The following is a 25,378-nucleotide window of genomic DNA, read 5'->3' on the forward strand; positions in this document are numbered from 1 at the left end:
AAAGTTACTTTTATTATGGTAATTTTAGAGTGTATTTTAATGTGATGACATTTAAAATTCGACAAACTATTTAAATATTAAATAATACAATAGGTATATTTTAAAATTAAGTTTGATAAATAAAAAAAGATGTTGACAAAATTAATTATTATATTCAAAATTGTTTAAAGGCAAAAACATGTTGAATGAGGTATTAGGGGTATACCGTGTTGAATATAGATTTAATAGCGAAGCGACTTTTGATGCATAGCGTATGACAATATTCGAAAGAGGTTAAATTTATGAAAGCGCAGTGCTTAAATATTATTTCTAAGGACAAATATCCTACTAAACGTGTAACGGATGGATTGGTATTATTATTTCCTTTGAAAGGAAAAACAAAAGTACAACATTTTCTAACGGATGAAGAAGTTGAAAATGATTTATTGATTATAAATAACGCAGAAATTTTCAGTATCAACCATAATGAAATTGCTTTATTACTATATATATCGAGTGATTGGTTTTATGAGCGTGGATATTCATTTTTTGAATATCAGTATACATCTAAATTAATTCAATCATCGAGTATATTATTTGAAGCACTATTAAACATAGCAAAATATCACTTGAACCGAACGTTGACTAAAGAAAATTTTGATGAGTATATGTATAAGATTGTAGATATTATTGCGACTGAGGCTAAAATTGATATTAATTATCTGAAACAACAAACAGATTATTCTCAATATGGTATTACTGGGGAAATGCTTGACTACGTGGATAATCATTTACATAAAAGAATGACTTTAAAGGCGATTTCGAGTAAGGTGTTTATTTCGCAATCCAACATCTCGAGCCAATTCTATAATTTATTAGGAATGAGCTTTAAGACATATGTAGATACATTAAAACTGTCCACTTCAGTCGCGAGTCTATTATGTGGCCAGTGTACAATTAGTGAAATATCAGAAAGATACGGCTTTAGTAGTTCAGCGAGTTATAGTAAGAAGTTCAAACATTACTTTGGCTACGCACCAAAAGCATATCGACGACTTTCTAAAAATGAAAAATTGTTTGAATATTCAACCAAAAGTTATGATGCGTTGTTCATCGACGGCGTACAGAAGATACTAAGTAAAAAATTAGATCAGTTAAATGTCCAAAATAACTATATTTGTTTGAATATGAAAGAAATGACTAAAGCAACCAATGATACAGTTGTGATACAAATTCATACAATAGAAGACTTACATTTTCTATTTAACAATAAAAGTATGAGCTATGTGTTTGAGGGAAAACAAAAGGTGCTCATTTATTGCATGATTCGTGCAGAAGATTTACGAAACGCGTTTGTTGATGATTTGGATTGTGGTTTTATTGATTTTGTATTAAATACCAATGTCAATTTGGCATTTCAAATTAGTGATAGTACAGAGCTTAATATTTATATAGATGAAATATATAAAAGATACAAAACTTTTTTAGAAAAGCATCCTGAATTATCAGAACGTAAAATGCACTCTGTAAGTTATATTTTTAACTTAGCTACTATGTCTATCAAAGAAATTTATCGCAATATTATAAAAATTCAACGCTATAGAAAGCATGTTAGTTTTGGTGTGGATGTTACACATTTATTTAATCATCCTGAATCATTTAAAATGATGGAGTCACAATTAAAACGTATTGGATTTGATTATTATTTTATTGATAATCACAAATTAAACTCACCTTATCTAGATGCAGATCATGAAGATTTATTAACGAAAGAAGTATTCAAGTTCAGTAATATCAAAAAAATAATGGCGATGATGAAACTAGAAGAACGCAAATACTTCCTATTAAATGTACATAATAATATATTGCTCAATGATAAAACGATGGAAATCATAGAAAGTCCACCGTTATTGATGGATATGTTTAAAAAAGTATATCGTAACTTCTCAGGTATTGGAATTGATTTAATAGAACAACAGGGGCGAAAGAATGCATTATATTTATATGATCGTAAAGGATTTCGTTCGTTGCTTGGAAATATATACGAAAGATTAATGGAGAAAGGGAAATATCTGTTAAAAGAATATGATTTCTATACCGTTGTTGAACAATCAGAGAAAATCACAATATTTGTAGGTGACTGGCGTGTCATTGAAAGTGAAAGTGCAGTAGATAAAGAAGCGCAAAATATTCAATTGCATATTAATTTTAAAGATTATACACTGCGTCGCCCGTATATGATCTTTTACGAAACAATCAATAGTACTTATGGCAATATTAACGGTGCGATTCCTACTACATTGAGAAATCGATATGACTGGCCAGAAGCGTTCATTAAAAAGATAGACGATTACAATAAACCTAAATTTAGTGTGTTTGAGCATGATTTTGAAGATGAAACATTAACTTTAAATCTAGATTATAATACCTTGCATATTATAGATATTTATAAATGAATATGTAGTTCGAGTGCTATGAATTGCATACTTTATAAAGCGTTGTAAAATTTAATTTATTGCTGTTCGTAATTTTGACAAACCTATAATTACAAATGATAAGGACAAGCATATACATTTTATGGATAATTGTAGTGTATTGCTTAATAGCATTTGGAGGTGTAACAACAATGAATATAGACAAAAAAGCGCAATTTTTAAACATTTATAAAAAATATAAAAGTGTCATGCATTATGTTGAAGAGAACTACAAGTTAACAATGAATGATGTAGCTATTTTAGAGCTTATACAACAAAACTGCAGTTCACAAAATATGTTAATGCAACCATTTTTAAAAATTGCAACAACGGATTTAGATTTAAGTAGAACAAAAGTGCTTGCGTCAATTCGTCGTTTAATTGATCAGGATAGAGTTAGTAAAATACGTTCAACAGAAGACGAGCGTAAAGTGTATTTATTCATGAACGACGATAATACTATAAAATACAATACATTATTAGATGATATTGAAGCATATGTAAAATAATTGTTCAATGCAATAAAGAGTTTATAAATATCGTGCAGGTTCGGCAATCAACAAAGTATTAGATAAGATGAAGTAAAGATTGTAGCTAGATAATCCACTTCTATACATAATTTGTACGAATACTGACAGTATATGAATAATACAAGGGATGAAGTGCATACAAATAAAATGCGCATTTTCATAAATAGTGTATAAATACTGGTGAAAATTGAATAATAACTACTTTAACTCGTAATGTACTGTTACTAGAAGTAGAGAAGAAGAGCTTGGGACATAATTAGATGTCTCAGGCTCTTATCTAATTAGGCAGTAGATGACTGAAACTCAAGTAAACTTATCAACCCTAGTCATCTCTGTCGAGGTGAGACTATGAAACCTTGAATAGAAAATTTGATTTTTGTCCTACTTACCTCTGCTTATAGACAAACACAGCATTTTAAAATACGTAGGGTTTGTTTTTTTATTGAAAAATGGAAATCATTTGGATTAATCATAATTTTAAAAAATAGTGAGTAGCATGATCGTTTAAGCTAGATATAAGTAGTGTATGTGCAAAAACAATTAGCTAGTTCTCAAAAAAGTCGTCTGTTATTTGTGAATATAACCGCGTGAATGGAGATATACGTGCGTACATCTATGTTCTAAATAGAAAATATTGTATAATATATCATGTTATGACTATGTATTTATTGAGAAAGTGAGATGGAACTATGGGACGTAAGTGGAATAATATTAAGGAAAAAAAAGTCCAAAAAGATAAGAATACAAGTAGAATTTATGCAAAATTTGGCAAAGAAATATATGTAGCAGCCAAATCAGGAGAACCAGATCCTGAATCCAATCAAACGTTACGTTTAACGTTAGAGCGTGCAAAGACATATTCAGTACCGAATCATATTATTGAAAAAGCGATTGAAAAGGCAAAAGGCTCTGGCGAAGAAAATTATGATGAGCTTAGATATGAAGGCTTTGGACCTAATGGTGCGATGATTATTGTGGATGCGTTGACAGATAATGTAAATCGTACGGCATCCAACGTACGTGCGGCATTTGGTAAAAATGGTGGTAATATGGGTGTTTCTGGCTCAGTGGCATATATGTTTGAACACACTGCAGTGTTTGGTATCGAAGGGAAATCAGCAGATGACACGTTAGAAGCATTGATGGAAAAAGAAATTGATGTTCGTGACGTTTTTGAAGAAAATGGACTGACACTTGTCTATGCAGAACCAGATCACTTTGCACAAGTTCAAGATGCATTACGTGAACTAGGTGTAGAAGAGTTTAAAGTTGCCGAATTTGAAATGTTACCACAAACAGATATTGAATTATCATCAGTAGACCAAGAAACTTTTGAGCACTTAATTGAGGCATTGGAAGATTTAGATGATGTCCAGAATGTCTTCCATAATGTGGATGTGAAATAGAATGAAACAACATATAGAAAATTGGATTACCCAACTACAATTACAACCACATCCAGAAGGTGGCTATTATAAAGAAGTAATCAAAGGTAGAACACAAGGTCAGCAGCATCGTGCGGCTTATTCAAGCATTTATTTCTTATTAACTTATGACAATATTTCACATTTTCATCGTATTGATGCAGATGAAATTTGGTATTATCATGCAGGTGACTCACTTACGGTGCATATGATTGATCCAAAAGGACGTTATACAAAGGTATCCATTGGTCAAAATATAGAAGCGGGCGATGTATTGCAGTACGTTGTTCCGAAAGGTACGATTTTTGCTTCCTCAGTAGAGGGTGAAAATGACTATGCACTCGTTGGTTGCATGTGCCAACCAGGATTTGAATTTGACCATTTTGAATTGATGAGTCAGTCTTGGTTAAATGAACACTACCCACATTTAACAGAAATCCATAAACGCTATGCATTGACCGATGAAGCCATTGAAAATGCGAATAAATAAACTAATAAAAGCGAATTAGGTAAAGCATCACTTGATGTCAGTACCTAATTCGCTCTTTTTTATAGATGTTACTATTTAGCAGTGCCAAAAACTTCATTAGCTATTTCTACAACATATGCTAACTTTTTCCATTGTGCCTCTTCAGTCAATTTATTGCCTTCTTCAGTTGAGGCAAATCCACATTGCGGACTCAAACAAATTTGTTCTAAAGGTATATACTTTTGTGCTTCTTCAATACGTTTAAGTATAGTTGACTTGTCTTCTAAATCACCATTTTTGGAAGTGAATAAACCTAATACGGCAGCAGATTGGTTTTGAGGGAAGAAACGTAAAGGTTCAAAATCACCGGAACGTTCATCATCATATTCTAAGAAAAAACCTCCTAGTTGTTCTTTGAATAAGTAAGGTGCTACTGGTTCGTAACCACCAGAAATTGCCCAAGTTGATTGATAATTACCTCGGCAAATATGTGTTGTAATGAGCAAGTCATCTGGTAAATCTTGCACTGCTTCATTCACAACCTGATAGGCTAGTTCACGCGCGGCTTCTTTTTCGGCTTCAGTACGATCGCGACCGCGTGTTTTTTGGGTGCCAGAAGTTAAATTTGCCCAATAAACATCGTCAAGTTGGATATAGCGTGCGCCTAATTCATAGAATTTTAGCAAGCTTTCTCGATAAGCTTGTGCATCGTCATGTGCAAATACTTGAATATCTGGATAAATGGTTTCATTTAGAATATTAGGATGGAATAGTTGGTTAGGACTTGGAATAGAGACTTTTGAAGTCGCTCGTCCATCTACTTTTTCGTGTAAGAATTTAAAATGTTCAAAGTGAGGATGATTTGGATTGAATGTTACTTTATCTACAACTTTGACGTTATGATTGCGTGTTTCAATACCTTCAAACTCTAAACCGCGTTCAGAAGTATAGCCATCTACGCCATTTAAATTTTCTAGAAAATCAAAGTGCCACCAACTTCTTCTAAATTCACCGTCAGTTATGCTATGTAATCCAATTTCTAATTGTTTTTCTATGATGTGAACGATTGCTTCATCTTCAATTTCTTTCAATGCTTGTGCATCGATGATTTGATTTTGATAATCTTGTCGTGCTTGTTTTAAGCGTTCAGGTCGTAATAAACTACCGACATGGTCTGCTCTAAATGGTCTTTGGTTAACTGTCATTATGTAAACTCCCTTGTTTATAGAATTTTCTGAAAAATATAGATAAAATTTAACAGAGTTCATTAAAATTGTCAATTTCGCTTTTAAGGTATGAAATATAGTACAATAACAATAATCAAACTTTGTGTAAAACAAATATAATGCATTCAATATAATTCATGAGATGACATAGCGCGGACAGTTTTATATAATAATGACAAGGAGTTGGTGACAATGAAGGTAAAATATATTGATAAGCGTCACTGGCGTCGTATTATTGATAGAGAATATACAGAAGTGAAGGTTAATAATAATAAATTTAAAGGGATTATTGGCTTAGTAACTATGAAAAAAGTAAGAGAACCATTAGAAGTATCTGTTGTTGGTCAAAATATCATTGTCGCTGATGATAATTATCAATGGTTGCAAATCTTACCAGAGAAGAAGCGATACAGTATTACAGTGATGCTAGATGATAAAGGTAATCCATTGGAATATTACTTTGATATCAACATTAAGAATGTTACGCAAAAAGGTAATGCTAGAACTGTCGATTTATGCTTGGATGTACTTGTACTACCAAATGGTGAGTATGAGTTAGTGGATCAAGATGATTTAGAACGCGCATTAGAATCAGGGCAAATCACGCAAAAACAATACCACGAAGCATATGTGATTGCACATCAACTAATGATAAAAATTGATGATGATTTCCAAGCGATGCAAGATAGAATTATGTATTGTTTTTATAAAATTAAGCAGAAATCGAATACTTCAAAACATGCATTTCAAAAAAAACATGTAACGCACAAAGCAAAAGATAATAAAAACAAAGCACATAAATCAAAATTTTCATCAAAACAGCCAAAGCAGGAGAAGCACGAAAAGTCTGCTAAACCTGAAAAACTTGAAAAGCAACATAAAAAAGGTACATTTGAGCAATGGAGCAGACAATCATCACATAAATCCAATGACGTTTAACCAAATCTAGACTTAGATAGACTAGGTGAATCTTTGTGAAAGTAAGGATAGGCGCTCATATTCTGTCGTGTTATATTGAGTTTACGCATGATGTAACTGTTAAAATTATTGTTGTATCATGCGCGCTTTATGTGATCAATTTTAAATTGGTATATGGTTATACTGATAGATTTTGAAAAAGTAAGAAGTCGAGGCGTAAACCAAATCTATTTGCTGATGTTATTTCTAGAGCACTTTTACGGGCAATAGGGCAAACTACGAATAACAATTTATATGCAAGAGATGTGATACGCTTTTTAAAATAGGGGGATAATTATGAAGATTGACGATTATCGCTTGTTAACTACATTAGATGAGACCAAAACACTGAGAAAAGCAGCAGAGATATTATATATTTCTCAACCAGCTGTGACACAACGTTTGAAAGCGATTGAAAATGCCTTTGGTGTGGATGTGTTTATCCGCACAAAAAAACAATTAATCACGACGACTGAAGGTGCCATGATTATTGAACATGCGAGAGAAATGCTTAATAGAGAGCGTTTGTTCTTAGATAAAATGCAGGCACATATTGGTGAAGTCAACGGTACCATTTCAATTGGCTGTTCATCATTAATCGGTCAAACGTTGTTACCAGAAGTATTGAATTTATACACGCGCCAATTTCCAAATGTAGAAATTCAGGTTCAAGTAGGATCAAGTGAACAAATTAAAGCAAACCATAGAGATTATCACGTTATGATTATTCGTGGTAATAAAATGATGAACTTAAGTAACACACATCTATTTAACGATGAGCATTTTTTTATTCACCCCAAAAATCGAAATGATGAAGTAGATAAAATGCCATTTATTGAATTTCAAGCGGATCCGATTTATATCAATCAAATTAAAGAATGGTACGGTAGTCAAATTGGACAAGATTATCATGCAATGATTACAGTGGACCAGGTTGCGACGTGTAAAGAAATGTTGCTAAATGGTGTCGGCGTCACAATACTTCCTGAGATTATGATGAAAAATTTAGATAAAGAACAATTTGAATTTAAGCGTGTCAATATTGATGAAAAACCCCTGATTCGTTCAACGTTTTTAAGCTATGATTCAAGTATGATGCAATTACCACAAGTAGAGTCATTTATTAATTTAATGATGGAGTATGTGGAATCTTAAATAAAGCAGTATTTTGTACGCGTGACATGTTGTACTTTCCAAAATTTAATAACAAATAAAATGCATGTGCGTTAATGTAAGATTATTTAAAGAATAGAGGTCATCTATATGTTTAGTGCCTTATTACATATTAAAAACTATAAACTTTTCGTTGTGAATATGATGTTATTAGGTATGGGTATTGCCATTACAGTACCGTACTTAGTGTTGTTTGCAACAAATGATTTAGGAATGACATCCTCGCAATATGGATTGTTATTAGCCTTAGCAGCAATCAGCCAATTTATAATGAACACGATTGTTGCACGTTTCTCAGATACACATCAAATTAATAGAAAAGTCATTATTATAGCTGCCTTGTTTATGGGTGCAGTAAGTTTTTCTATTTATTTTTATATTCATGAAATATGGATATTCATAGTGATGTACGCAATATTTCAAGGGTGCTTTGCGCCAGCCATGCCACAAATGTATGCCTCCGCAAGAGAGTCAATTAATGCTTCTACCTCTAGAAGTAAAGCTAAATTCGCGAATGCTGTGTTGCGTTCTATGTTCTCATTCGGCTTCTTATTTGGTCCTTTAATCGGTGCTTTATTATTAAAAGCGAACGGCTATTCCGGACTATTTGGTGGTACCATTTCAATTATTCTATTCACACTCATCTTACAAGTATTCTTTTTTAAAGATATTAAAACAAAGCACAGTGTTATAGATACAAATCATGTTGAAACAACGGCGCCTAATATGTTGAAAGATAAAGTATTATTTGTACCGTTTTTAGCATTTATCTTATTACATATCGGACAATGGATGTATACGTTAAATATGCCATTATTCGTAACCAACTATCTGCATGAATCTGAAAGTTATGTAGGTGGTTTAGCAAGTTTATGTGCCGGTTTAGAGGTTCCATTTATGGTGCTACTCGGTATTTTATCTGCGAAAATGACTACACGTACACTATTAATGTTAGGTGGGTTGTTTGGTGGATTATTCTACTTTAGTATTGGCGTATTTGAAAGTTTGGTCATGATGTTTGTTGGCCAGCTATTCTTAGCAATCTTTTTAGCGATCCTATTAGGACTAGGAATTAGCTATTTCCAAGATATTTTGCCAGATTTTCCTGGCTATGCGTCTACACTATTTGCTAACGCTATGGTTATTGGGCAATTATGTGGTAACCTATTGGGTGGTATTATGAGTCAATGGGTCGGTTTAGGAAATGTATTTTTTGTTTCTGCAGGATCTATATTTATAGGTATGGTACTCATTTTCTTTACAAAAGATCAAAAATTTACAGAAGAACAAATGGAGTAGATTATAATGTCATTTATTTTATGGTTATGTATTATAGCGGCGTTTGTCGTAGCATTTATCGGCTTGATTAAGCCAATTATACCGTCTGTGTTAGTCTTATGGGTTGGTTTTTTAATTTATCAATTCGGCTTTCATAATGGACAACTATCATGGGTATTTTATGTATCGATGGTTATATTTACAGTCTTTATACTAGTTGCAGATTTTATTATGAACAAATACTTTGTTAATAAATTTGGCGGGTCTAAATTAAGCGAATATGCCGCATTAGCCGGTGTGATTGTAGGTTGTTTTGTGTTCCCGCCATTCGGTATTATTATTGTGCCGTTTGTAGCAGTATTGATTGTAGAGATGATTCAAGAGCCTAATTTAACAAAAGCATTGAAGGCAAGTATGGGTTCCGTAATGGCATTCTTAGCGAGTTCAATTGCACAAGCAATTATCATGATTATCATGGTTATTTGGTTCTTTATCGATGCATTATTAATCAATTAAATTGTTTAGTGAGAGTTAATCTTAATTTTGAAAATGAAAGGCGTACTGATGTCATTCATTTTTAAGAGCAGGATTAGCTCTTTTTTTATAATAATCACAGACTAAAAAGAGGAAATACAGCACAAAGTAAATTTAGTAAGTCAAAAATTCAATGTCACATAAGCAATAACCTTGTTTTCATTTGTCTTGTTTTAGTATAATCACCAACGTATTTAAAAAAGTGAAGATAGGGGGCGTCAAAATGAAATATCCAATAGCAATTTGGATGTTAGCCATTGGAGCTTTCGCCATTGGCATGACTGAATTCGTAATTATGGGCTTACTACCTAATATTGCGCGTGATTTTGATGTGACAGTGAGTCAAGCGGGTCAATTAATTACAGGATATGCGTTAGGTGTGGCTATTGGTGGACCTATCATAGTGATGTTAACAATCAAATGGAACAGAAAATATTTATTACTGGCGTTAATGGGAATCTTTATATTAGGGAATGTTGTAGCATCTTTTAGCCCAAGTTATGGCGTGATGATGACAAGTCGTATTATTACATCTTTAGCGCATGGTTCTTTCTTTGGTATCGGATCTATACTAGCTGCAAGTATGGTTAAACCTGAAAAACGTGCAAGTGCAATGGCGCTAATGTTTATGGGACTGAGTATGAGCAATATTTTGGGCGTGCCTTTTGGTACACTCATTGGTCAAAACTTCGGGTGGCCGATGACCTTTATTATTATTGCTATATTAGGTGCAATCGCTTTGATTGGTATTATTGTATTTGTGCCGATGCAAAAAGAAACAGAGAAATCTTCCGTGTTAAATGAGTTGAAAATTTTAAAAGAAAAACGTTTGTGGCTCACATTAGCCGTAACACTCTTTGGTTTTAGTAGTGTATTTGCATATTTTACTTATATTTCTACAGTATTGATTGACGTGTCACATGTGCAAGAGCATCTGATTTCTTACCTACTTATTATATTTGGAATAGGTGTGACATTAGGAAATGTTGTAGGTGGAAAACTTGCAGATTGGAATTTAAATAAAGCGTTAAAAATGATTTTTATTGCCTTTATTTTATACTTTGTCTTACTATACTTCATCCAAATGAACGGTTACTTAATGGTCGTAGGTATTTTCTTCTTTGGTTTAATTGGATTTAGTATGAGTCCGTCATTGCAATTCAAGAGCACATTGATTTCGCAAGATGCACCTACACTAGCTAGTACACTTAATCAATCTGCCTTTAACTTAGGGAATGCATTAGGTGCATTTATAGGTGGTGTGGTGGTTACACATTTACCTGTCGCATCATTAAGTTTAGTTGCGCCATTATTGACGGTCATTGGATTAATTTTCTTATTTATAAGTATCGCTATTGAAAAGAAAGAAGGTATGGCAACATAAACTACATGCTGTTGTATTTATGTGAAAATTAAAAAGCGTTAAGCATTCATCAATAATATAATGATGACGAGTGCTTAACGCTTTTTATTATATAATCAGTAATCGTGGATTATAACGAAGTATTGCTATCTTTATTAATATAATGATGGTCTATATATAATGAAAGTGGTATAACGATGAATGAAATAATAATAAACGTCCAATTGCTAATCTTAATATAGGGACCAAACGCCAAACTAGATTGTGGCACGAAGAATACATAGAATAATATAAACAGTAGAACGAAAATACCGATATAGGTCAACATCCAAGTCCAATGAGATTTCGTAAAACATTGCATTTGTACTGTCTTAAAAATCATCCATATAAACATGAAAATAATGCAGATACCAATAATTAGCATGATTGGGAATGTATATAGATATAATCGTTTAGCACCAATGAAAAAACCAACGAAACCTTTCAAGAAACAAAAAATACCAAAGAATAACAAGATATGTTGGAAAATATATTTGAATATATTAATGATTGTTTCGTTTGGTAACTTTTTAATTTCTTTTTTTGCATGTGCTTTTGGATCGTGATCAAAGAAATCCATTGCAAGTGTACCGTCTTTTTCAGCTTGTAATAATTTATTTAAAATGCGATTTAGCATCTTTTCAGAGTCGTGAGGATTCACGCTTAAATCTGCGCGTACATACGTCATATAATTTTCGAAAGTCTCTCTATCAGTGTTGTTAAGTCGTAATGACTTTACATTGTTTTCACGCATTAATCTATCTGTAGATTTCATTTGAATTTCGCTACCTTTTTTTAGAATATAAATATAAGATAAAGATTATTATGACGAATATAATAATATAAAGCAACAGGCTTTTGAAAGGAGAATATATGGAACAATTACGATTACCACAGAAAGTCTTTATTCATCAAATTGCAACGATTCATGAAACAGAATTAGCACGACAATATAATCAATATTCTTGTACTTCTCTATCTATAGCTTTACGTGTTGAAATGATTGAACATGGCTTGAAATACAATGATGATAGAATACTCATTGAAACTAATGAACAAAATGAAATAATTGCATTTATATGGGCCCGTTATATTCAAAATGAGCGCAAAGTTTTGATTGAAATACTGTTCGTCGATGAAAGATTTCGCCAACAACATATAGGAGAAAGTTTGAAAATGGCTATTGAATCTTGGGCTATTGAAAAAGGAGCGCAGTCCATTGAAGGTACAGTGGCAGCTGATAATAAAGCGATGCAAGCATTGAATCTAAGCATGGGTTATCAAATAAATAGCGTTGTCATGACTAAAAAACTTATAATAAATAATGAAGATAATAATAAATGATGATAAAATAACTATATTATTGTGAAAAGGGAGTTCTTACATGAAAAAGTGTCTGGCACTCATATTAGCTTGTATCATTGCTTTATCAGCATGTAGTAAAGATGATGAGAAAGCAACTTTAGAGAAAGATATAGATAAACTTGAAAAACAGAATAAAGATTTGAAAAAACAAAAAGAGAAATTACAAAAAGAACATGACAAACTGAAAGATAAATCAGATAGCTTAGAAAAGGATGTTAATGCAAAAACGTAGCTTTTACAACTTGAATTTGAAGTGAATGTGACTAAACATTAAAAGTAACATCAATTTATTTCCTAGGAAATCATTGTATTATGGTTTTAGTCATTGTTATAATGGGTAACGTTATAAGATAATAGGGATTTGTATAAATAGATATAAAATATAACGGTTAAGATAAAAATAAGGCAGATTATTGTATTAAGCGTATCTTCACAATTTTTAACTATATAAGATGAAGGTATGTAATAATTTTCCTTCATACAGAAGAGAGGTTTTAGTTATGCATGAACAAGATTTTAATTTATTAGAGGGACGTTCAATTACTTTGCCAGAATTAGGTAGAGAAATTGAGAATATTACTGGCAGACAAATTAAAGATTCAACAGGTGAAATTAAGCGTGTTATCGCACATTTGCCTAATTTTGAATCAGATACGGATACATTTGTAGCTACATACAAATTAAATCATAGAAATGACTTTATAGATGCGACTTTTACAGCACCGAAAAGTGAACGTAATCGTTTGAAAGAAGTAGCAGTAAATGTTGAATTAATTAGTTATGTATCAAGAGCATAAACAAAAATTTTTTGAAATAATTTGAAGGTAGCGCGATATGACTGGGTTCATAACGCGTTACTTTTCTATATCAATTTATATTTCAATGTAGAGGTGTAATAAATGACAGTTTATATTGAAACGGAACGGTTAAGGTTACGTGACTGGCGAGAAGATGATTTATTACCATTTCAACAAATGAATGCGAATAGACAAGTAAGACGTTATTTCCCAAGTTTATTAAGTTATAGACGTACTGAACTTGATATGCATCAAATGAATGAGGTTATTCAAGAGCACAATATAGGGCTTTTTGCAGTTGAATTGAAAGAAACGAATGGATGGCTTGGATTTATAGGCTTAAATTTTGTACCTAAAGAAAGCAAATATAAATTTGATGAATTACCATTTTATGAAATTGGATGGCGCTTGATACCTGATGTATGGGGAAATGGTTTTGCGACTGAAGGTGCCGAAGCAGTGTTGAAATATGCGAAGGCACAGGGACTGAAAGATGTTTACGCATTTACATCAGAAAATAATGAACCTTCACGAAAAGTTATGGAAAAAATCGGGATGACTTTGTATGATTATTTTGAATATCCAGATTTGAGTAAATATCATCCGCTTAAAAGACATGTGAGATACTATAAAGATTTATCTAGGTTAAAAGATTAAATCAGGAAATAAAATTATGTGATGTTATGTGTATTGTATTGATCAATAGTACAATGATATCAAAGAAGTGGAGATCAAATGATGTTACAAGCAATTGCACATGGCATATTATTAGCATTGGGATTGATTTTACCTTTAGGTGCACAGAATGTATTTGTTTTTAATCAAGGCGCAAATCACAAAAGCATCTCTAAATCATTACCAGTCATTATTACTGCCGGCTTATGTGATACGTTATTAATTGTATTGGCAGTGTTAGGTGTTTCAGCTATTTTACTATCATTACCAGCATTACAAATAGCAATTTATTGTATCGGATTACTGTTTTTACTATATATGGCGATTTCATTATGGCGTACACGGCCTGATGGCATACAAACATATCGCCCAATGTCAGCGAAAAAACAAATGAGTTTTGCGATGTCAGTATCTTTACTTAACCCTCATGCAATTATGGACATCTTTGGTGTTATAGGGACAAACGGTGCTATATATGATGGTGGAGATAAGGTTGCTTTCACAGTTGCTACGGCTGGAATTTCTTGGATTTGGTTTTTCTTTTTAGCAATAGCTGGAAAAATAGTAGGTAATATTGATGCAACTGGTAAATACATTACGATTTTAAATAAGTGTTCAGCTATTATCATTTTGCTTGTAGCAGCGTTGATTATTAAACAATTATTTGAAATCATTTACTAAATTTCATATTTGATTTGTTATAAAAATAAAACACCTATAGTGGAAATTCTATCTACAGAATTTTCACTATAGGTGCTTTTTAATGACTAATAAATATTAATCGTAAGTTCGAACGCCTAAAGGTTGATATTGTTTTAATGTATCGAATAATGTTTCTTTTGAATCACATAGAGGCGCAAGTTTTTTATATTTAGCATCAATAAAACCTTCATCAATCATATGGTTGAGTAATGTCTGTAGTGGGTCGAAAAAGCCGTTAATGTTGAAGACAGCAATCGGTTTTTGATGAATACCAATTTGTGCCCAACTATACATTTCGAAGAATTCTTCCAGTGAGCCAGCGCCACCAGGTGCCATTACGAATCCATCTGCTAATTCTGCCATTTTATGTTTACGTTCATGCATAGAATCGACCAAAATTAATTCGCTTAGTTTTGTGCTCGTAATTTCTTTTTCATCTAACATCTTAGGCATCACACCGATAGCTGTACCACCATGGTCAAGAACACCGTCTTGAATCGCGCCCATAATACCAATGGAACCTGCACCAAAGATTAATTCATAGCCTTGTTCAGCCATATATTTACCTAATTGATACGCTTCTTTGATATATGATGGATCGTTACCTTTACTGGCACCACAATATACTGCAATTTTTTTCATTGTGTATCCTCCTTAATTAGCATATAGTCTGTAAAATTGTTGTGAATTTCGTTTCGAACTTTGCTACATCTTCATCAGTAAAAGCGGAAGGGCCTTTGGTACGGCCACCGCTTTTTCTAAACTGAGCACTGGCATGTCGTTGTTCAAGTAAGTTACTAATATTTTGCTGGTTGAAGATAAATCCAGTATGATGCATAACAAGTTTAACTTTAGTTAATAATAAACTGGCTAATCCGTAATCCTGAGTGATGACGATGTCCTCAGGTTTGGCGAGTTTAACGATACGGTAATCAACTGCGTCTGGGCCATCATCGACATAAATGACATTGACGTGTTCAGGTTGAATGACAGTTGAAAAGTGACTAAAACTACGGACAATCGTAACAAAAATGCCTGTCCCATCAGTCAATTCAATTACTGAATTGGTTACAGGACAAGCATCTCCATCTATAATGACTTGAGTCATTATACTATTGGCCTTTATTTTCGTTGTTTTGTTTTACAACACTTTTGGCTACATAGTCTTTATATTTTTTGAATTCAGCTAAACGTGCTTTTTTGTTTTTTTCACGTGCTTTGTCTTCTTCTTTATGACGTTTGTCGATATTTTTTTGTAGCAGTTTATTGAATTTATTAACTTCTTTGCGGTTTTCTTTTTCTAGTTTTTCGCCTTTTTTCTCTGTCTCGTCATCTAATTTACCTGGTGTTAAGCCAACTTTTTCCATGTGTTTATTAGATTTTTTCATGTCTTTGATACGTTGTTTTTCATTTTCTTGACGTGCTTTGTCTTCTTCTTTATGGCGTTTGTCGATATTTTTTTGCAAAATTTTATTCATTTTGTCTGCTTCTTTGCGATTTTCTTTTTCTAATTTTTCGCCTTTTTTCTCTATATAAGCAGGGTCGTTTTCTTTTGCGATACGTTTTAGTTCACGTTTTTGATCAATATCATGTTTTTTGTCTACAACATATTCTTTAGCATGAGATGATTTTTCAACGACAGTATCTTTTAATTCTACGGATTTATTTGCTACTGTTTTAGAAGCGTGTACGGTTGCATCACTTGCTTTTTTCACATCTGGGTGGTCTTTGATTCGTTTACGTTCAACGATTAATGGTACTAAAAACACAGGTGCTACTGTGATAATTGTTTTGATTAATTGCTTTTTGTTCATACTCGTTGCCTCCATTTAATATATACTATCTTCACAATACCCTATCATACATGAAATTAAACGGTAAATATAGCGTATGCATGGGATTTATTATGTATTATTATAATCTTATTTTCAAAGAGAGTTAAATAATTTAACTTGATAAAAAATGAGCCACTAAATCTTCATTGTATTGAAAATTTAGCGGCTATATTGTTTATAAAACCTAAAGGTTCACATTATTCTCCAGTGATGCCTTGACCAATTCCGAATCCAAAGTAAAGAATTGCAATAATAATAACTAAGACAATTCTATAAATCGCGAAAGGAATTAATTTGATTTTACTAATTAGGAATAGGAAAGTCTTGATGGCGATTAAACCAACAATAAATGCAGCTAAGAAACCTAATACATAAAAACCAATATCACTGAAGTGGATATATTCCATATTTTTAATGAGTGATAGACCACTTGCAGCAAGCATAACTGGTACTGCCATAATGAATGTGAAATCAGACGCTGATTTGTGATTCATTTTCATAAGTACACCTGTAGAGATAGTAGAACCAGATCTACTAAAGCCAGGCCACATTGCTACGGCTTGTGATAAACCAATAACAAACGCTTGGAAATAATTGATTTGATCGACCGTTTTTGGATTTGTAACTTTTTTGCTATAAATGTCTGCAATAATCATATAAATTGCACCAATGAATAGACCAATCATCACAGTAGGTACACTGAAAAGATATTTCTGAATAACATCATCAAATAATAATCCTAAAACACCAGCTGGAATCATACCGACGATAATGTGTAATAAATTTAGACGTTTTGGCTTTTGACGCAGACCGTCAATCGGTTCTGCTTTGTATTTTCCGATATGTAACATTTCGAAATAGCGTTCACGGAATACCCATGCACCTGCGAACACGGAACCAAGTTGAATCACAATTTTAAAAGTAAACGCAGATTGTGAACCTAGAAATTCAGTGGATTTCAACCACATATCATCAACTAAAATCATATGACCTGTAGAAGAAACAGGAGCGAACTCCGTTAAGCCTTCCACAATACCAAGAATTATACCCTTAATTAATTCAAGTATTAACATAATTTACCTCTTTCATAGAACTTAATAGATTTCATACATTTTCATTTTATAATGATAGCACAATGAAAATATAATATGCTACATATAAATGTAAGACTAGACTAAAGACTGATATCTTAGAATAAGATAGAAAGCAAAGTAGAATAAAGAACTCATTTATGTCTAAAATATGAAATTAACATAAAAATAACCGATTTATAATGAGCGAATTCATTTAATTTTAATATAATGTGTTTATAATATGTGGCAGGTGATATTTTGTGAAAAGATTAACAAATTTAGCTTTAACATATAAATTGTATCCAATACTGATGTTCATCGTCAGTACATTTTTAGCCGTTACCGTAGTGATTCAAAATATATCAATTGCTGAAATTTTAAACACGATGTTAAAAAATCCTACCCAAGATTTAGTGTTATTACTGTTATTTACACTCGCCATACTAATTGGACGGGCAACGTTAAATACATTAAATCAACTTATAGGCAATAGGATGTCGGCACGTGTTAAGCAAGATTTAAGACGCCAATTTATATATCAAGATACTAAGGAGCCCATAGGTGCACAGATTAGCACCTTAACGGAAAGTGTTGATGGTATTGTGCCGTTTTTTAACAGCTATTTTCCTCAAGTATTTAAATCTATGATGATTCCGGTCATGATTATCATTGCGATGTGCTTTATACATCTCAATACGGCACTTATTATGATAGTTACAGCACCATTTATACCTGTGTTTTATATTATTTTTGGCTTAAAGACGCGCGATGAATCAAAAGATAAGATGACGTATTTAAATCAGTTTAGCCAACAATTTTTAAATAAAATTAAAGGTTTGATTACTTTAAAGTTATTTAACAAAACAACATCTACAGAAGAAGCTTTATATCGTGAAAGTACAACATTTAGGGATTTGACGATGAAAATACTGCGAAGTGCATTTTTGTCAGGTTTAATGTTGGAATTTATCACAATGTTAGGTATTGGGCTTGTTGCGTTAGAAGCAGGTTTGGGATTGATATTATTTCATAATATTGATTTTAAAACGGCAGCCATTGCAATTATATTAGCACCAGAATTTTACAATGCAATTAAAGATTTAGGGCAATCCTTCCATACTGGTAAGCAAAGTGAAGGGGCGAGCGACGTTGTTTTTGCATTGTTAGATCAAGAGGGTCGAGATCTACAACCGGTAAGACAGTTTGATACACAGCAAACAGCGTTAATTGAGCTGAAGCATGTGTATTTTAGATATGATGATGCAATGGTAGATACAGTGAAAGATGTGTCATTAGAAATCCAACAAGGTGAAAAAATTGCATTGGTTGGTCAAAGTGGTGCAGGTAAATCCACGCTGGCACAAATCATCGCACAGAATTATGTGCCGCATTCAGGTTCAGTAACTTATCAAGCTCAAGACTTAACCATAGGGTTTTTAAGTCAGTCGCCATATATCTTTAATGCATCGATTCGTGACAATATAACTATGTTTAAGAACATTGATGACGCAAGTATTTTACGTGTATTAGCTGATGTTGGTTTGGCAGAAAAGCTTGCCGAGTTGCCACAAGGGTTAGATACATGGATTGGTGAAGGTGGCGAAATGCTTTCAGGCGGTCAAATGAGACGAATAGAACTTTCAAGAGTTCTGTTATTACAGCCAAACGTCTTGATTTTTGATGAACCTGCGACAGGATTAGATGTGGAAACAGAGCAAACGATACAACGGGTTATTGAAAAACGATTTTCAAATACCACAACTATCACAATTGCGCATAGAGCACACACTATTCATCGTGCAGATAAACGTATCTATATTGAAAATGGTCAATTGAAAGATGATGCACATGTATTGACTGAAAATCATGATAAAGGTGGTGAATTAAGATGAAGCCACGTGTTCAAATTAAGTTTGATAGAGATATCATACTAGCCATTGCGGTTGGCGTATTAGGAAGTTTAGTCGCATTAAGTATGTTTTTTTTAAGCGGCTATATGATTACGCAAAGCGCTTTAGGAGCACCTTTATTTGCATTAATGGTATTAATTGTCAGTGTAAAATTATTTGGGTTTATTAGAGCGATTGCACGATATATCGAAAGGTTGTTGTCACATAGAGCAACATTTACAATGCTAAGAGATGTAAGAGTTCAGTTTTTCAAAAAATTGGTGCCAGTTGTACCGGATGTGTATCGCAAGTTTAATTCTAGTGATTTGATAGCGCGCATGATTGGTCGAGTGGAAGCATTGCAAAATGTCTATCTACGTGTGTATTATCCACCGATTATCATTGGTATAACTGCTATCATTGCAATGGGAACAATGTTTTTCTTTTCTTATATTCATGCAATTATTATTGGTTTTAGTATGATCGTAACTTTATGGGTGATTCCGTGGTTAAGTGCTAAAAAAGCCCGCCAGTTAAAAAGAAAGGTTAATGTAGCTCAAGGTCAATTTTTAAATCGATATTATGATTATAAGGAAGGTCACGAGGAATTAAGACGATTTAATCAAACTGAATTGTATAAGGAAAAGGTACTGTCAGAACTTAATGCATTTGAGCAGGCACAAGCAAAGGAACAGCGATTTTTATCGCTTTATGAATACAGCTTGAATATCGTTTCTATGTTGGCTTTGTTTGTCACACTTTATGCTGGTGTAGTGCAGGTCCAACACCAACAGTTAGATGTTGTCTATTTGACTAGTATTGTGCTTTTGATGTTGACACTTTTTGAACAAGCTATACCAATGAGTAATGTCGCGTATTATAAAGGAGACACGGATGAAGCTTTTGAAAATATTAATGAAGTCATTGCACATCCAATGGTTCAAGGACAAAAAGCAATGAATAATGATGTTGCGAGAGATATACCAGTCATTGCTGTGAAAAATGTTGATTTTAAATATTGGAATCAGTCAAATAATGTATTGAATCATATATCTTTAACTATTGAAAAAGGGGAACATGTAGCTATTGTTGGACCTTCGGGATCCGGCAAGAGTTCACTATTGCATTTGATGCTCGGTTTATATCAAAGTGATTGTGGTCAAGTATTATTAAATCAACAAGATGTGACAGAAATTGTAGATGAAGCTAAATATAAACATATGAATGCACTATTGCAGTCACAACAATTATTTGATGGTACTGTGCGCGATAACTTATTTTCTGAAAAAACAGCACAAGACATGAGGGTGGTATTAGATAGTTTAGGTTTAACGTATCTTGATTTAGACAGAGAGATTACACTTTCGGCTGATACATTATCAGGTGGAGAAAAACAGAGGTTAGCATTGGCAAGATTATTCCTTAAACAGGCGCCGATTTGGATCTTAGATGAGCCCACAACTGCGCTCGATATTTACCACACTGATTTGGTTATGGAACGTATTCAACAACAAGCTGAAACATTAGTCATTGCAACGCATGATATAAGACTGCTTTCGCAATTTGATAAAATTGTAGTGATGCAGTCAGGCACGATTGTTGAAGTAGGAAGTTATCAGGATTTATTAAATCAGGCAGATAGTTATTTAAGGAAGATTATAATGTTGAATACGTAGTAAATATTTAACAATATACTTAATATATACTTGCAGTGGATAACGAACTGAATTAATCTGTGGAATAGTGTAAAAAGGCTGTTAACAAAAGTACAGGATATGTTGATAACCTAAAACAAGCGAGCTCAAACACATAAGTGTTTGAGCTCGCTTATTAAATAAAGTATATTTAAGGAATAATTTGAGATAACTTAAACCTATACGTTCATTAGAGAAATTATTTCTCTTTTTCTTCAGTAAAGGCATTGATTACTTTTGCAAGTAATCGATTTAATTCTTGAGATTCTTCCGAGCTTAATGATGAAGCAACTGCAACATCTTGACAAGCAGTATCTAATTCAGGACGAATCGCTTCGCTCTTGTCAGTTAAATGAATAAATACTTCACGTTGATCTACTTCAGAACGTTCACGTTTGATTAAATCAACTTGTTCCATTCTTTTAAGCAATGGAGATACAGTACCTGTATCAAGTGCCAATTCGGTAACGACTTTCTTGACATTGACAGGTGAATCGGCCCACAAGATGGTTAGTACCAAGAATTGCGGGTATGTCAGTTTGTATTTCTTAAAGACATTATTTGAGTAGTAGCGATTTACTTGTCTTTGAGCGTTATACAAACTGAAGCAAAGTTGTTCCTTTAAATTAAGTGGTTCAGACATAAGTTCTCCTCCAGACATTCTATCCGTTTTGTTCTCTCTGCTTCGGACCGGAATCCGTCTAATGTTGTGTTTGATACTTCTTCAATCATACTTTTGCACTGTGCCATGCTAAAATAAAGTGCATATAAAGTTTAGAAGATATCTAATATTTTATCAAGTGAAAGTTTAATTATATGTATAAATTAAATTTTACACAAACATTTGAAATTAAGAAATGAGTGATTTTATGAAAAATATTAAAAACCCTCAAATAGCCATTACGATTGTAACAGGCTTTTTAGGCAGTGGGAAAACAACGTTCCTTAGCAATTATGTAAAATATTTACTAGAGCAACATGAGACCCCAAGTATCATCGTAAATGAATACGGCAATTTAAATGTAGATAGCTATGCATTAAGCGACGATGTTGAAGTTGCATCGATATTAAATGGTTGCGTATGCTGTGACTTGCAACTAGATTTAATAAAACAATTAAAACATTTTCTTCACAAAAGTGCAATGCGCCATATTATAATTGAGGCGACAGGTATTGCACATCCGATAGAAATTATTGCGGCATGTCAAGATCCTGAAATCGTCGACTATGTAAAGTCCCCATTAGTTATAGGACTTGTAGACGCACCAAGATTTTTAAACAGAACCCAATATACTAATAGTACAATACAATTGATGGAAGAACAATTAGAAGTCAGCCATGCATTAATCGTTAACAAAATCGACAAAATATCAGCAGAGAAAAAACTAGGTTTAGCTGAACTGAACGAAATAAATAGTGCAGCGCCACAATTCTTTACGACTTATGCGAATGTAGATATGGAAACACTATATAGAAAAAATGATTATGAAGCGCATCAACAACTACAACATTCACATCATCATGGTATTAATAGTATGCAATATCATTTTACTGCGCCTATTGATCGTCAATTATTCTATCAATTTATTTTACGGTTACCAGATAATGTTCTAAGATTAAAGGGATATGTTAAATTTCGAGATGAACCAAACGCATTATATGAGTTTCAATATGCATATGGTTTACCAGATTATCAAATTATTAGTGAAGCGTTACCCACAACAATTGTATTGATTGGTGAACAAATAGATGAGAATCGACTACGTAATCAATTAGACATGTTACAGTTCACGTAATTATTAAAATAAAGAAGGTGCTTTAATGGATAGAGTAAAGATAAATCAACATGTTTCATTTTCGAAAATAATTCAAGGATTTTGGAGAGCACAAGATTGGCAATGGACCCCGCAACAACTTAATCGTTATTTAAATGAGTTAGTCTCACGTGGTATTACCACGATGGACCATGCAGATATTTATGGCAAGTATACGTGTGAAGGCATTTTTGGAAAAGCTTTAAAATTATCACCCGAATTACGTGAACAACTTGAAATAGTTACTAAATGTGGCATTGTCTTACCAGGTAGTCCGCTTGAAGGTGAAAAAGGTCATCGTTATGATCACAGTAGCACTCATATTCGACAATCTGTTGACCGTTCATTGCAAGAATTACAAGTTGATCATTTAGATTCACTATTAATTCATAGACCATCACCGTTAATGGACCCTAATGAAATCACAGATGCTTTAAAAACCTTAGTTACTGAAGGTAAGGTCAAATCATTTGGAGTTTCTAACTTCAATAAATCACAATATGATCTACTGAGCCAATGTCTTGTCTGTGACAAACTGCATATTACTGTGAATCAATTAGAAGTATCACCTTATACGCTAGATGCGCTAGAAAATGGTATAATTAATCATATGTATAAAGATGATGTGAAAATTATGGCATGGAGTCCGATGGCTGGTGGGAAGTTATTTGATACAACAGATGAGAAAGCAGCGAACATCATGTCAATCATTGCTCCGCTTGCACAAAAATATCAAGTTAGTGCAAATAGTATCGTTACAGCATGGTTAAATAAGCACCCAGCATCAATTATGCCAGTATTAGGTACGCACAACTTGTCTCGTGTAGATGAAGCGGTCAATGGTTTGGGAATAATACTTACAGATCAAGAGTGGTTTGATATATATACTGTAGCATTAGGACATGACATACCTTAGATGAATGATTAAAAAAGGAGCATTAAGCATGAACACACAGAATGAACAACATCGTAGAAATGAACTGAAATTTCAAAGAAGCTTTATTAATTTTCCATTTTTAGGCTTTGCATTAGTCATTGCTATTTTGAATATTGCATATCCAGACATTAATATCATGATGACATTGTTTGGTTTATTTTTCCTATACAATGGCGGAATTTTATTTGTTGCATTTATAAAGCATTTTAAACGAACAGCTATTTTAGCGTTGTTACTAACTATATTATCTATGGCACTATTTGCTTTATCATTATATTTATATGCGTTGTCGAACCACTTGTTCTAAATCAAAGACATTAGGAGAATCGCAACATATTGTTGCGTAAGTGGATTGAAAATATATAATAGGGATATTGCACAGAGATTCAATTATAGCATTAGATGTTTGGAGCGAAATAATGAAATCAAGTATATAGTTTGATTTCTGTTTCGCTCTTTATTTATAAATAGAGCTAGAAAATTTTTAAGGGGGAAACGCATGGAACAGTGGATTACACACTTTATGGAACAATTTGGTTACTGGGGGATTGCCTTTTTAATATTTTTGGAAAATATATTTCCTCCTATACCTTCTGAAATTATTTTAACTTTTGGTGGCTTTATGACTACTAAAACAGAACTAACATATATAGGCGTAACAATTACGTCGACAATTGGATCTGTTGTCGGTGCGATTGCTTTATACGGCATTGGTGCTTGGATTGGTGAGGCCAATCTTTATCGTTTGGTAAATCGTTATGGGAAAATTTTGCGTATTAAAACTAAAGATTTAGATAAAACAATTCATTGGTTTGAGCAATACGGATATTGGACGATTTTTTTCTGTCGATTTGTCCCGTTATTAAGAAGTTTGATATCTATTCCAGCTGGTTTGACTCGAATGAATATGCCACTATTTATATTGTTTACTACGATAGGTACGTTGATATGGAATATGGTGCTTATCTATTTAGGACAAGCAGTTGGGGGTAATTGGCATGCAATTGTCTATTACATGGATATCTATTCTCGAATCATTTACATTGTACTAATCATACTTGTTATTTTTATTGTTTGGAAATGGATTAAACGACAAAGAAAACATAAGTGAATATGATGATTGATATTCATAAAATATAATCATTTGAGCG

General features: G+C 32.8%; 26 protein-coding genes and 1 pseudogene. 20 read left to right on the plus strand and 7 right to left on the minus strand.

All coding sequences use genetic code 11. The features are described from left to right. Window positions 1-281: 281 nt before the first annotated feature. The 4 genes from ACSULM_RS01665 (at window position 282) to ACSULM_RS01680 (ending at window position 4,897) form a co-directional block, all read left to right on the plus strand. The gene (locus tag ACSULM_RS01665; protein WP_436860032.1) at window positions 282-2,435 is read left to right on the plus strand and encodes a helix-turn-helix domain-containing protein; all 2,154 of its coding nucleotides are present in this window, start codon (window positions 282-284) and stop codon (window positions 2,433-2,435) included. Between the two features lie 170 nt (window positions 2,436-2,605). Then, entirely contained in the window at window positions 2,606-2,962 is a 357-nt protein-coding gene (locus tag ACSULM_RS01670) for a transcriptional regulator, SarA/Rot family (RefSeq protein WP_436855014.1), read from the plus strand. A gap of 710 nt (window positions 2,963-3,672) precedes the next feature. Continuing rightward, window positions 3,673-4,389 (plus strand): YebC/PmpR family DNA-binding transcriptional regulator, encoded by a 717-nt coding sequence (locus ACSULM_RS01675; RefSeq protein WP_436860034.1) that lies wholly within the window; start codon window positions 3,673-3,675, stop codon window positions 4,387-4,389. A gap of 1 nt (window position 4,390) precedes the next feature. Next, complete coding sequence (locus ACSULM_RS01680; protein WP_436860037.1) at window positions 4,391-4,897, plus strand: cupin domain-containing protein; 507 nt, start codon at window positions 4,391-4,393, stop codon at window positions 4,895-4,897. A 71-nt stretch (window positions 4,898-4,968) separates the two neighbouring features. On the opposite strand, the gene ACSULM_RS01685 is transcribed toward ACSULM_RS01680, so the two are convergent. Beyond that, window positions 4,969-6,081, minus strand: coding sequence for a 5-methyltetrahydropteroyltriglutamate--homocysteine S-methyltransferase (locus tag ACSULM_RS01685; protein WP_436860039.1), 1,113 nt, complete (start codon window positions 6,079-6,081; stop codon window positions 4,969-4,971). Window positions 6,082-6,294: 213 nt separating this feature from the next. Here ACSULM_RS01685 and ACSULM_RS01690 point away from each other — a divergent pair, with 213 nt between their 5' ends. The 5 genes from ACSULM_RS01690 (at window position 6,295) to ACSULM_RS01710 (ending at window position 11,428) form a co-directional block, all read left to right on the plus strand. Next, on the plus strand, window positions 6,295-7,041 hold the full coding sequence (locus tag ACSULM_RS01690) for a DUF402 domain-containing protein (protein WP_436860040.1): 747 nt from the start codon (window positions 6,295-6,297) through the stop codon (window positions 7,039-7,041). A 315-nt stretch (window positions 7,042-7,356) separates the two neighbouring features. Beyond that, window positions 7,357-8,214, plus strand: a complete 858-nt coding sequence (locus tag ACSULM_RS01695) for a LysR family transcriptional regulator (protein WP_069994331.1) — start codon at window positions 7,357-7,359, stop codon at window positions 8,212-8,214. 108 nt (window positions 8,215-8,322) lie between these two features. Beyond that, window positions 8,323-9,531, plus strand: coding sequence for a sugar efflux transporter (locus tag ACSULM_RS01700; RefSeq protein WP_436855022.1), 1,209 nt, complete (start codon window positions 8,323-8,325; stop codon window positions 9,529-9,531). Window positions 9,532-9,537: 6 nt separating this feature from the next. Beyond that, window positions 9,538-10,026 carry a DUF456 domain-containing protein gene (locus ACSULM_RS01705; protein WP_436860043.1) on the plus strand — a complete coding sequence of 163 codons (489 nt, stop codon included), beginning with the start codon at window positions 9,538-9,540 and terminating at the stop codon, window positions 10,024-10,026. A 241-nt stretch (window positions 10,027-10,267) separates the two neighbouring features. Further along, window positions 10,268-11,428: an MFS transporter gene (locus ACSULM_RS01710; protein WP_436860045.1), complete on the plus strand. Its 1,161-nt coding sequence runs from the start codon at window positions 10,268-10,270 to the stop codon at window positions 11,426-11,428. A gap of 109 nt (window positions 11,429-11,537) precedes the next feature. Here the strand turns inward: ACSULM_RS01710 and ACSULM_RS01715 are convergent, their stop codons facing one another. Next, window positions 11,538-12,221: a DUF1129 family protein gene (locus ACSULM_RS01715; RefSeq protein WP_436860047.1), complete on the minus strand. Its 684-nt coding sequence runs from the start codon at window positions 12,219-12,221 to the stop codon at window positions 11,538-11,540. A 98-nt stretch (window positions 12,222-12,319) separates the two neighbouring features. Here ACSULM_RS01715 and ACSULM_RS01720 point away from each other — a divergent pair, with 98 nt between their 5' ends. From ACSULM_RS01720 to ACSULM_RS01740, 5 genes and pseudogenes are all read left to right on the plus strand, one after another. Further along, a complete protein-coding gene (locus tag ACSULM_RS01720; protein WP_436860050.1) occupies window positions 12,320-12,790 on the plus strand; it encodes a GNAT family N-acetyltransferase in 471 nt (156 codons plus the stop codon). Window positions 12,791-12,830: 40 nt separating this feature from the next. Continuing rightward, window positions 12,831-13,031, plus strand: a pseudogene (locus tag ACSULM_RS01725) (SA0632 family lipoprotein); the annotation flags it as partial. A 280-nt stretch (window positions 13,032-13,311) separates the two neighbouring features. Continuing rightward, window positions 13,312-13,608: a hypothetical protein gene (locus ACSULM_RS01730; protein WP_436855027.1), complete on the plus strand. Its 297-nt coding sequence runs from the start codon at window positions 13,312-13,314 to the stop codon at window positions 13,606-13,608. Between the two features lie 102 nt (window positions 13,609-13,710). Further along, entirely contained in the window at window positions 13,711-14,265 is a 555-nt protein-coding gene (locus ACSULM_RS01735; protein ID WP_436860052.1) for a GNAT family N-acetyltransferase, read from the plus strand. Window positions 14,266-14,346: 81 nt separating this feature from the next. Next, window positions 14,347-14,964, plus strand: a complete 618-nt coding sequence (locus ACSULM_RS01740; protein ID WP_436860054.1) for a LysE/ArgO family amino acid transporter — start codon at window positions 14,347-14,349, stop codon at window positions 14,962-14,964. Between the two features lie 96 nt (window positions 14,965-15,060). Here the strand turns inward: ACSULM_RS01740 and ACSULM_RS01745 are convergent, their stop codons facing one another. The 4 genes from ACSULM_RS01745 to ACSULM_RS01760 all read right to left on the minus strand — a co-directional run bounded on the left by ACSULM_RS01745 (window position 15,061) and on the right by ACSULM_RS01760 (window position 17,893). Continuing rightward, window positions 15,061-15,627, minus strand: a complete 567-nt coding sequence (locus tag ACSULM_RS01745) for a TIGR00730 family Rossman fold protein (protein ID WP_436860056.1) — start codon at window positions 15,625-15,627, stop codon at window positions 15,061-15,063. Between the two features lie 16 nt (window positions 15,628-15,643). Continuing rightward, a complete protein-coding gene (locus ACSULM_RS01750; protein WP_436860058.1) occupies window positions 15,644-16,093 on the minus strand; it encodes a YaiI/YqxD family protein in 450 nt (149 codons plus the stop codon). A 4-nt stretch (window positions 16,094-16,097) separates the two neighbouring features. Beyond that, window positions 16,098-16,799 carry a hypothetical protein gene (locus ACSULM_RS01755; protein ID WP_436860059.1) on the minus strand — a complete coding sequence of 234 codons (702 nt, stop codon included), beginning with the start codon at window positions 16,797-16,799 and terminating at the stop codon, window positions 16,098-16,100. Between the two features lie 218 nt (window positions 16,800-17,017). Next, window positions 17,018-17,893 (minus strand): undecaprenyl-diphosphate phosphatase, encoded by an 876-nt coding sequence (locus ACSULM_RS01760; protein ID WP_436855033.1) that lies wholly within the window; start codon window positions 17,891-17,893, stop codon window positions 17,018-17,020. A 260-nt stretch (window positions 17,894-18,153) separates the two neighbouring features. On the opposite strand from ACSULM_RS01760, the gene ACSULM_RS01765 reads away from it, so the two are divergent. Both ACSULM_RS01765 and cydC read left to right on the plus strand, forming a co-directional pair. Continuing rightward, complete coding sequence (locus ACSULM_RS01765; RefSeq protein ID WP_436860061.1) at window positions 18,154-19,785, plus strand: ABC transporter ATP-binding protein/permease; 1,632 nt, start codon at window positions 18,154-18,156, stop codon at window positions 19,783-19,785. Next, window positions 19,782-21,458 (plus strand): thiol reductant ABC exporter subunit CydC, encoded by a 1,677-nt coding sequence (cydC, locus tag ACSULM_RS01770; protein WP_436860063.1) that lies wholly within the window; start codon window positions 19,782-19,784, stop codon window positions 21,456-21,458. Before ACSULM_RS01765 ends, cydC begins: the two co-directional genes overlap by 4 nt. Before the next feature lie 217 nt (window positions 21,459-21,675). Here cydC and ACSULM_RS01775 read toward each other — a convergent pair whose 3' ends face one another. Beyond that, window positions 21,676-22,119, minus strand: coding sequence for a MarR family winged helix-turn-helix transcriptional regulator (locus ACSULM_RS01775; RefSeq protein ID WP_436860065.1), 444 nt, complete (start codon window positions 22,117-22,119; stop codon window positions 21,676-21,678). Between the two features lie 226 nt (window positions 22,120-22,345). Between ACSULM_RS01775 and ACSULM_RS01780 the strand changes: the two genes are divergently transcribed. From ACSULM_RS01780 to ACSULM_RS01795, 4 genes are all read left to right on the plus strand, one after another. Then, on the plus strand, window positions 22,346-23,272 hold the full coding sequence (locus ACSULM_RS01780) for a CobW family GTP-binding protein (protein ID WP_436860066.1): 927 nt from the start codon (window positions 22,346-22,348) through the stop codon (window positions 23,270-23,272). A gap of 25 nt (window positions 23,273-23,297) precedes the next feature. Then, window positions 23,298-24,206, plus strand: a complete 909-nt coding sequence (locus ACSULM_RS01785) for an aldo/keto reductase (RefSeq protein ID WP_436860067.1) — start codon at window positions 23,298-23,300, stop codon at window positions 24,204-24,206. A gap of 28 nt (window positions 24,207-24,234) precedes the next feature. Continuing rightward, window positions 24,235-24,534 carry a hypothetical protein gene (locus ACSULM_RS01790; protein WP_436860068.1) on the plus strand — a complete coding sequence of 100 codons (300 nt, stop codon included), beginning with the start codon at window positions 24,235-24,237 and terminating at the stop codon, window positions 24,532-24,534. Window positions 24,535-24,726: 192 nt separating this feature from the next. Continuing rightward, window positions 24,727-25,338, plus strand: a complete 612-nt coding sequence (locus ACSULM_RS01795) for a DedA family protein (RefSeq protein ID WP_436860069.1) — start codon at window positions 24,727-24,729, stop codon at window positions 25,336-25,338. Window positions 25,339-25,378: the final 40 nt, after the last annotated feature.

The organism is Staphylococcus caeli, assembly GCF_051413795.1.
Taxonomy (GTDB): Bacteria; Bacillota; Bacilli; order Staphylococcales; family Staphylococcaceae; genus Staphylococcus; species Staphylococcus caeli_A.

What these genes read in the sequence shown, in the direction of transcription:
- ACSULM_RS01785 (WP_436860067.1), top strand. Translation starts at nt 23,298, where the DNA reads ATGGATAGAGTAAAGATAAATCAACATGTTTCATTTTCGAAAATAATT.
- ACSULM_RS01755 (WP_436860059.1), bottom strand. Translation starts at nt 16,799, where the DNA reads ATGAACAAAAAGCAATTAATCAAAACAATTATCACAGTAGCACCTGTG.
- ACSULM_RS01680 (WP_436860037.1), top strand. Translation starts at nt 4,391, where the DNA reads ATGAAACAACATATAGAAAATTGGATTACCCAACTACAATTACAACCA.
- ACSULM_RS01760 (WP_436855033.1), bottom strand. Translation starts at nt 17,893, where the DNA reads ATGTTAATACTTGAATTAATTAAGGGTATAATTCTTGGTATTGTGGAA.
- ACSULM_RS01750 (WP_436860058.1), bottom strand. Translation starts at nt 16,093, where the DNA reads ATGACTCAAGTCATTATAGATGGAGATGCTTGTCCTGTAACCAATTCA.
- cydC (WP_436860063.1), top strand. Translation starts at nt 19,782, where the DNA reads ATGAAGCCACGTGTTCAAATTAAGTTTGATAGAGATATCATACTAGCC.
- ACSULM_RS01730 (WP_436855027.1), top strand. Translation starts at nt 13,312, where the DNA reads ATGCATGAACAAGATTTTAATTTATTAGAGGGACGTTCAATTACTTTG.
- ACSULM_RS01675 (WP_436860034.1), top strand. Translation starts at nt 3,673, where the DNA reads ATGGGACGTAAGTGGAATAATATTAAGGAAAAAAAAGTCCAAAAAGAT.
- ACSULM_RS01665 (WP_436860032.1), top strand. Translation starts at nt 282, where the DNA reads ATGAAAGCGCAGTGCTTAAATATTATTTCTAAGGACAAATATCCTACT.
- ACSULM_RS01780 (WP_436860066.1), top strand. Translation starts at nt 22,346, where the DNA reads ATGAAAAATATTAAAAACCCTCAAATAGCCATTACGATTGTAACAGGC.
- ACSULM_RS01695 (WP_069994331.1), top strand. Translation starts at nt 7,357, where the DNA reads ATGAAGATTGACGATTATCGCTTGTTAACTACATTAGATGAGACCAAA.
- ACSULM_RS01685 (WP_436860039.1), bottom strand. Translation starts at nt 6,081, where the DNA reads ATGACAGTTAACCAAAGACCATTTAGAGCAGACCATGTCGGTAGTTTA.
- ACSULM_RS01790 (WP_436860068.1), top strand. Translation starts at nt 24,235, where the DNA reads ATGAACACACAGAATGAACAACATCGTAGAAATGAACTGAAATTTCAA.
- ACSULM_RS01745 (WP_436860056.1), bottom strand. Translation starts at nt 15,627, where the DNA reads ATGAAAAAAATTGCAGTATATTGTGGTGCCAGTAAAGGTAACGATCCA.
- ACSULM_RS01690 (WP_436860040.1), top strand. Translation starts at nt 6,295, where the DNA reads ATGAAGGTAAAATATATTGATAAGCGTCACTGGCGTCGTATTATTGAT.
- ACSULM_RS01700 (WP_436855022.1), top strand. Translation starts at nt 8,323, where the DNA reads ATGTTTAGTGCCTTATTACATATTAAAAACTATAAACTTTTCGTTGTG.
- ACSULM_RS01775 (WP_436860065.1), bottom strand. Translation starts at nt 22,119, where the DNA reads ATGTCTGAACCACTTAATTTAAAGGAACAACTTTGCTTCAGTTTGTAT.
- ACSULM_RS01720 (WP_436860050.1), top strand. Translation starts at nt 12,320, where the DNA reads ATGGAACAATTACGATTACCACAGAAAGTCTTTATTCATCAAATTGCA.
- ACSULM_RS01670 (WP_436855014.1), top strand. Translation starts at nt 2,606, where the DNA reads ATGAATATAGACAAAAAAGCGCAATTTTTAAACATTTATAAAAAATAT.
- ACSULM_RS01710 (WP_436860045.1), top strand. Translation starts at nt 10,268, where the DNA reads ATGAAATATCCAATAGCAATTTGGATGTTAGCCATTGGAGCTTTCGCC.
- ACSULM_RS01740 (WP_436860054.1), top strand. Translation starts at nt 14,347, where the DNA reads ATGTTACAAGCAATTGCACATGGCATATTATTAGCATTGGGATTGATT.
- ACSULM_RS01705 (WP_436860043.1), top strand. Translation starts at nt 9,538, where the DNA reads ATGTCATTTATTTTATGGTTATGTATTATAGCGGCGTTTGTCGTAGCA.
- ACSULM_RS01795 (WP_436860069.1), top strand. Translation starts at nt 24,727, where the DNA reads ATGGAACAGTGGATTACACACTTTATGGAACAATTTGGTTACTGGGGG.
- ACSULM_RS01715 (WP_436860047.1), bottom strand. Translation starts at nt 12,221, where the DNA reads ATGAAATCTACAGATAGATTAATGCGTGAAAACAATGTAAAGTCATTA.
- ACSULM_RS01735 (WP_436860052.1), top strand. Translation starts at nt 13,711, where the DNA reads ATGACAGTTTATATTGAAACGGAACGGTTAAGGTTACGTGACTGGCGA.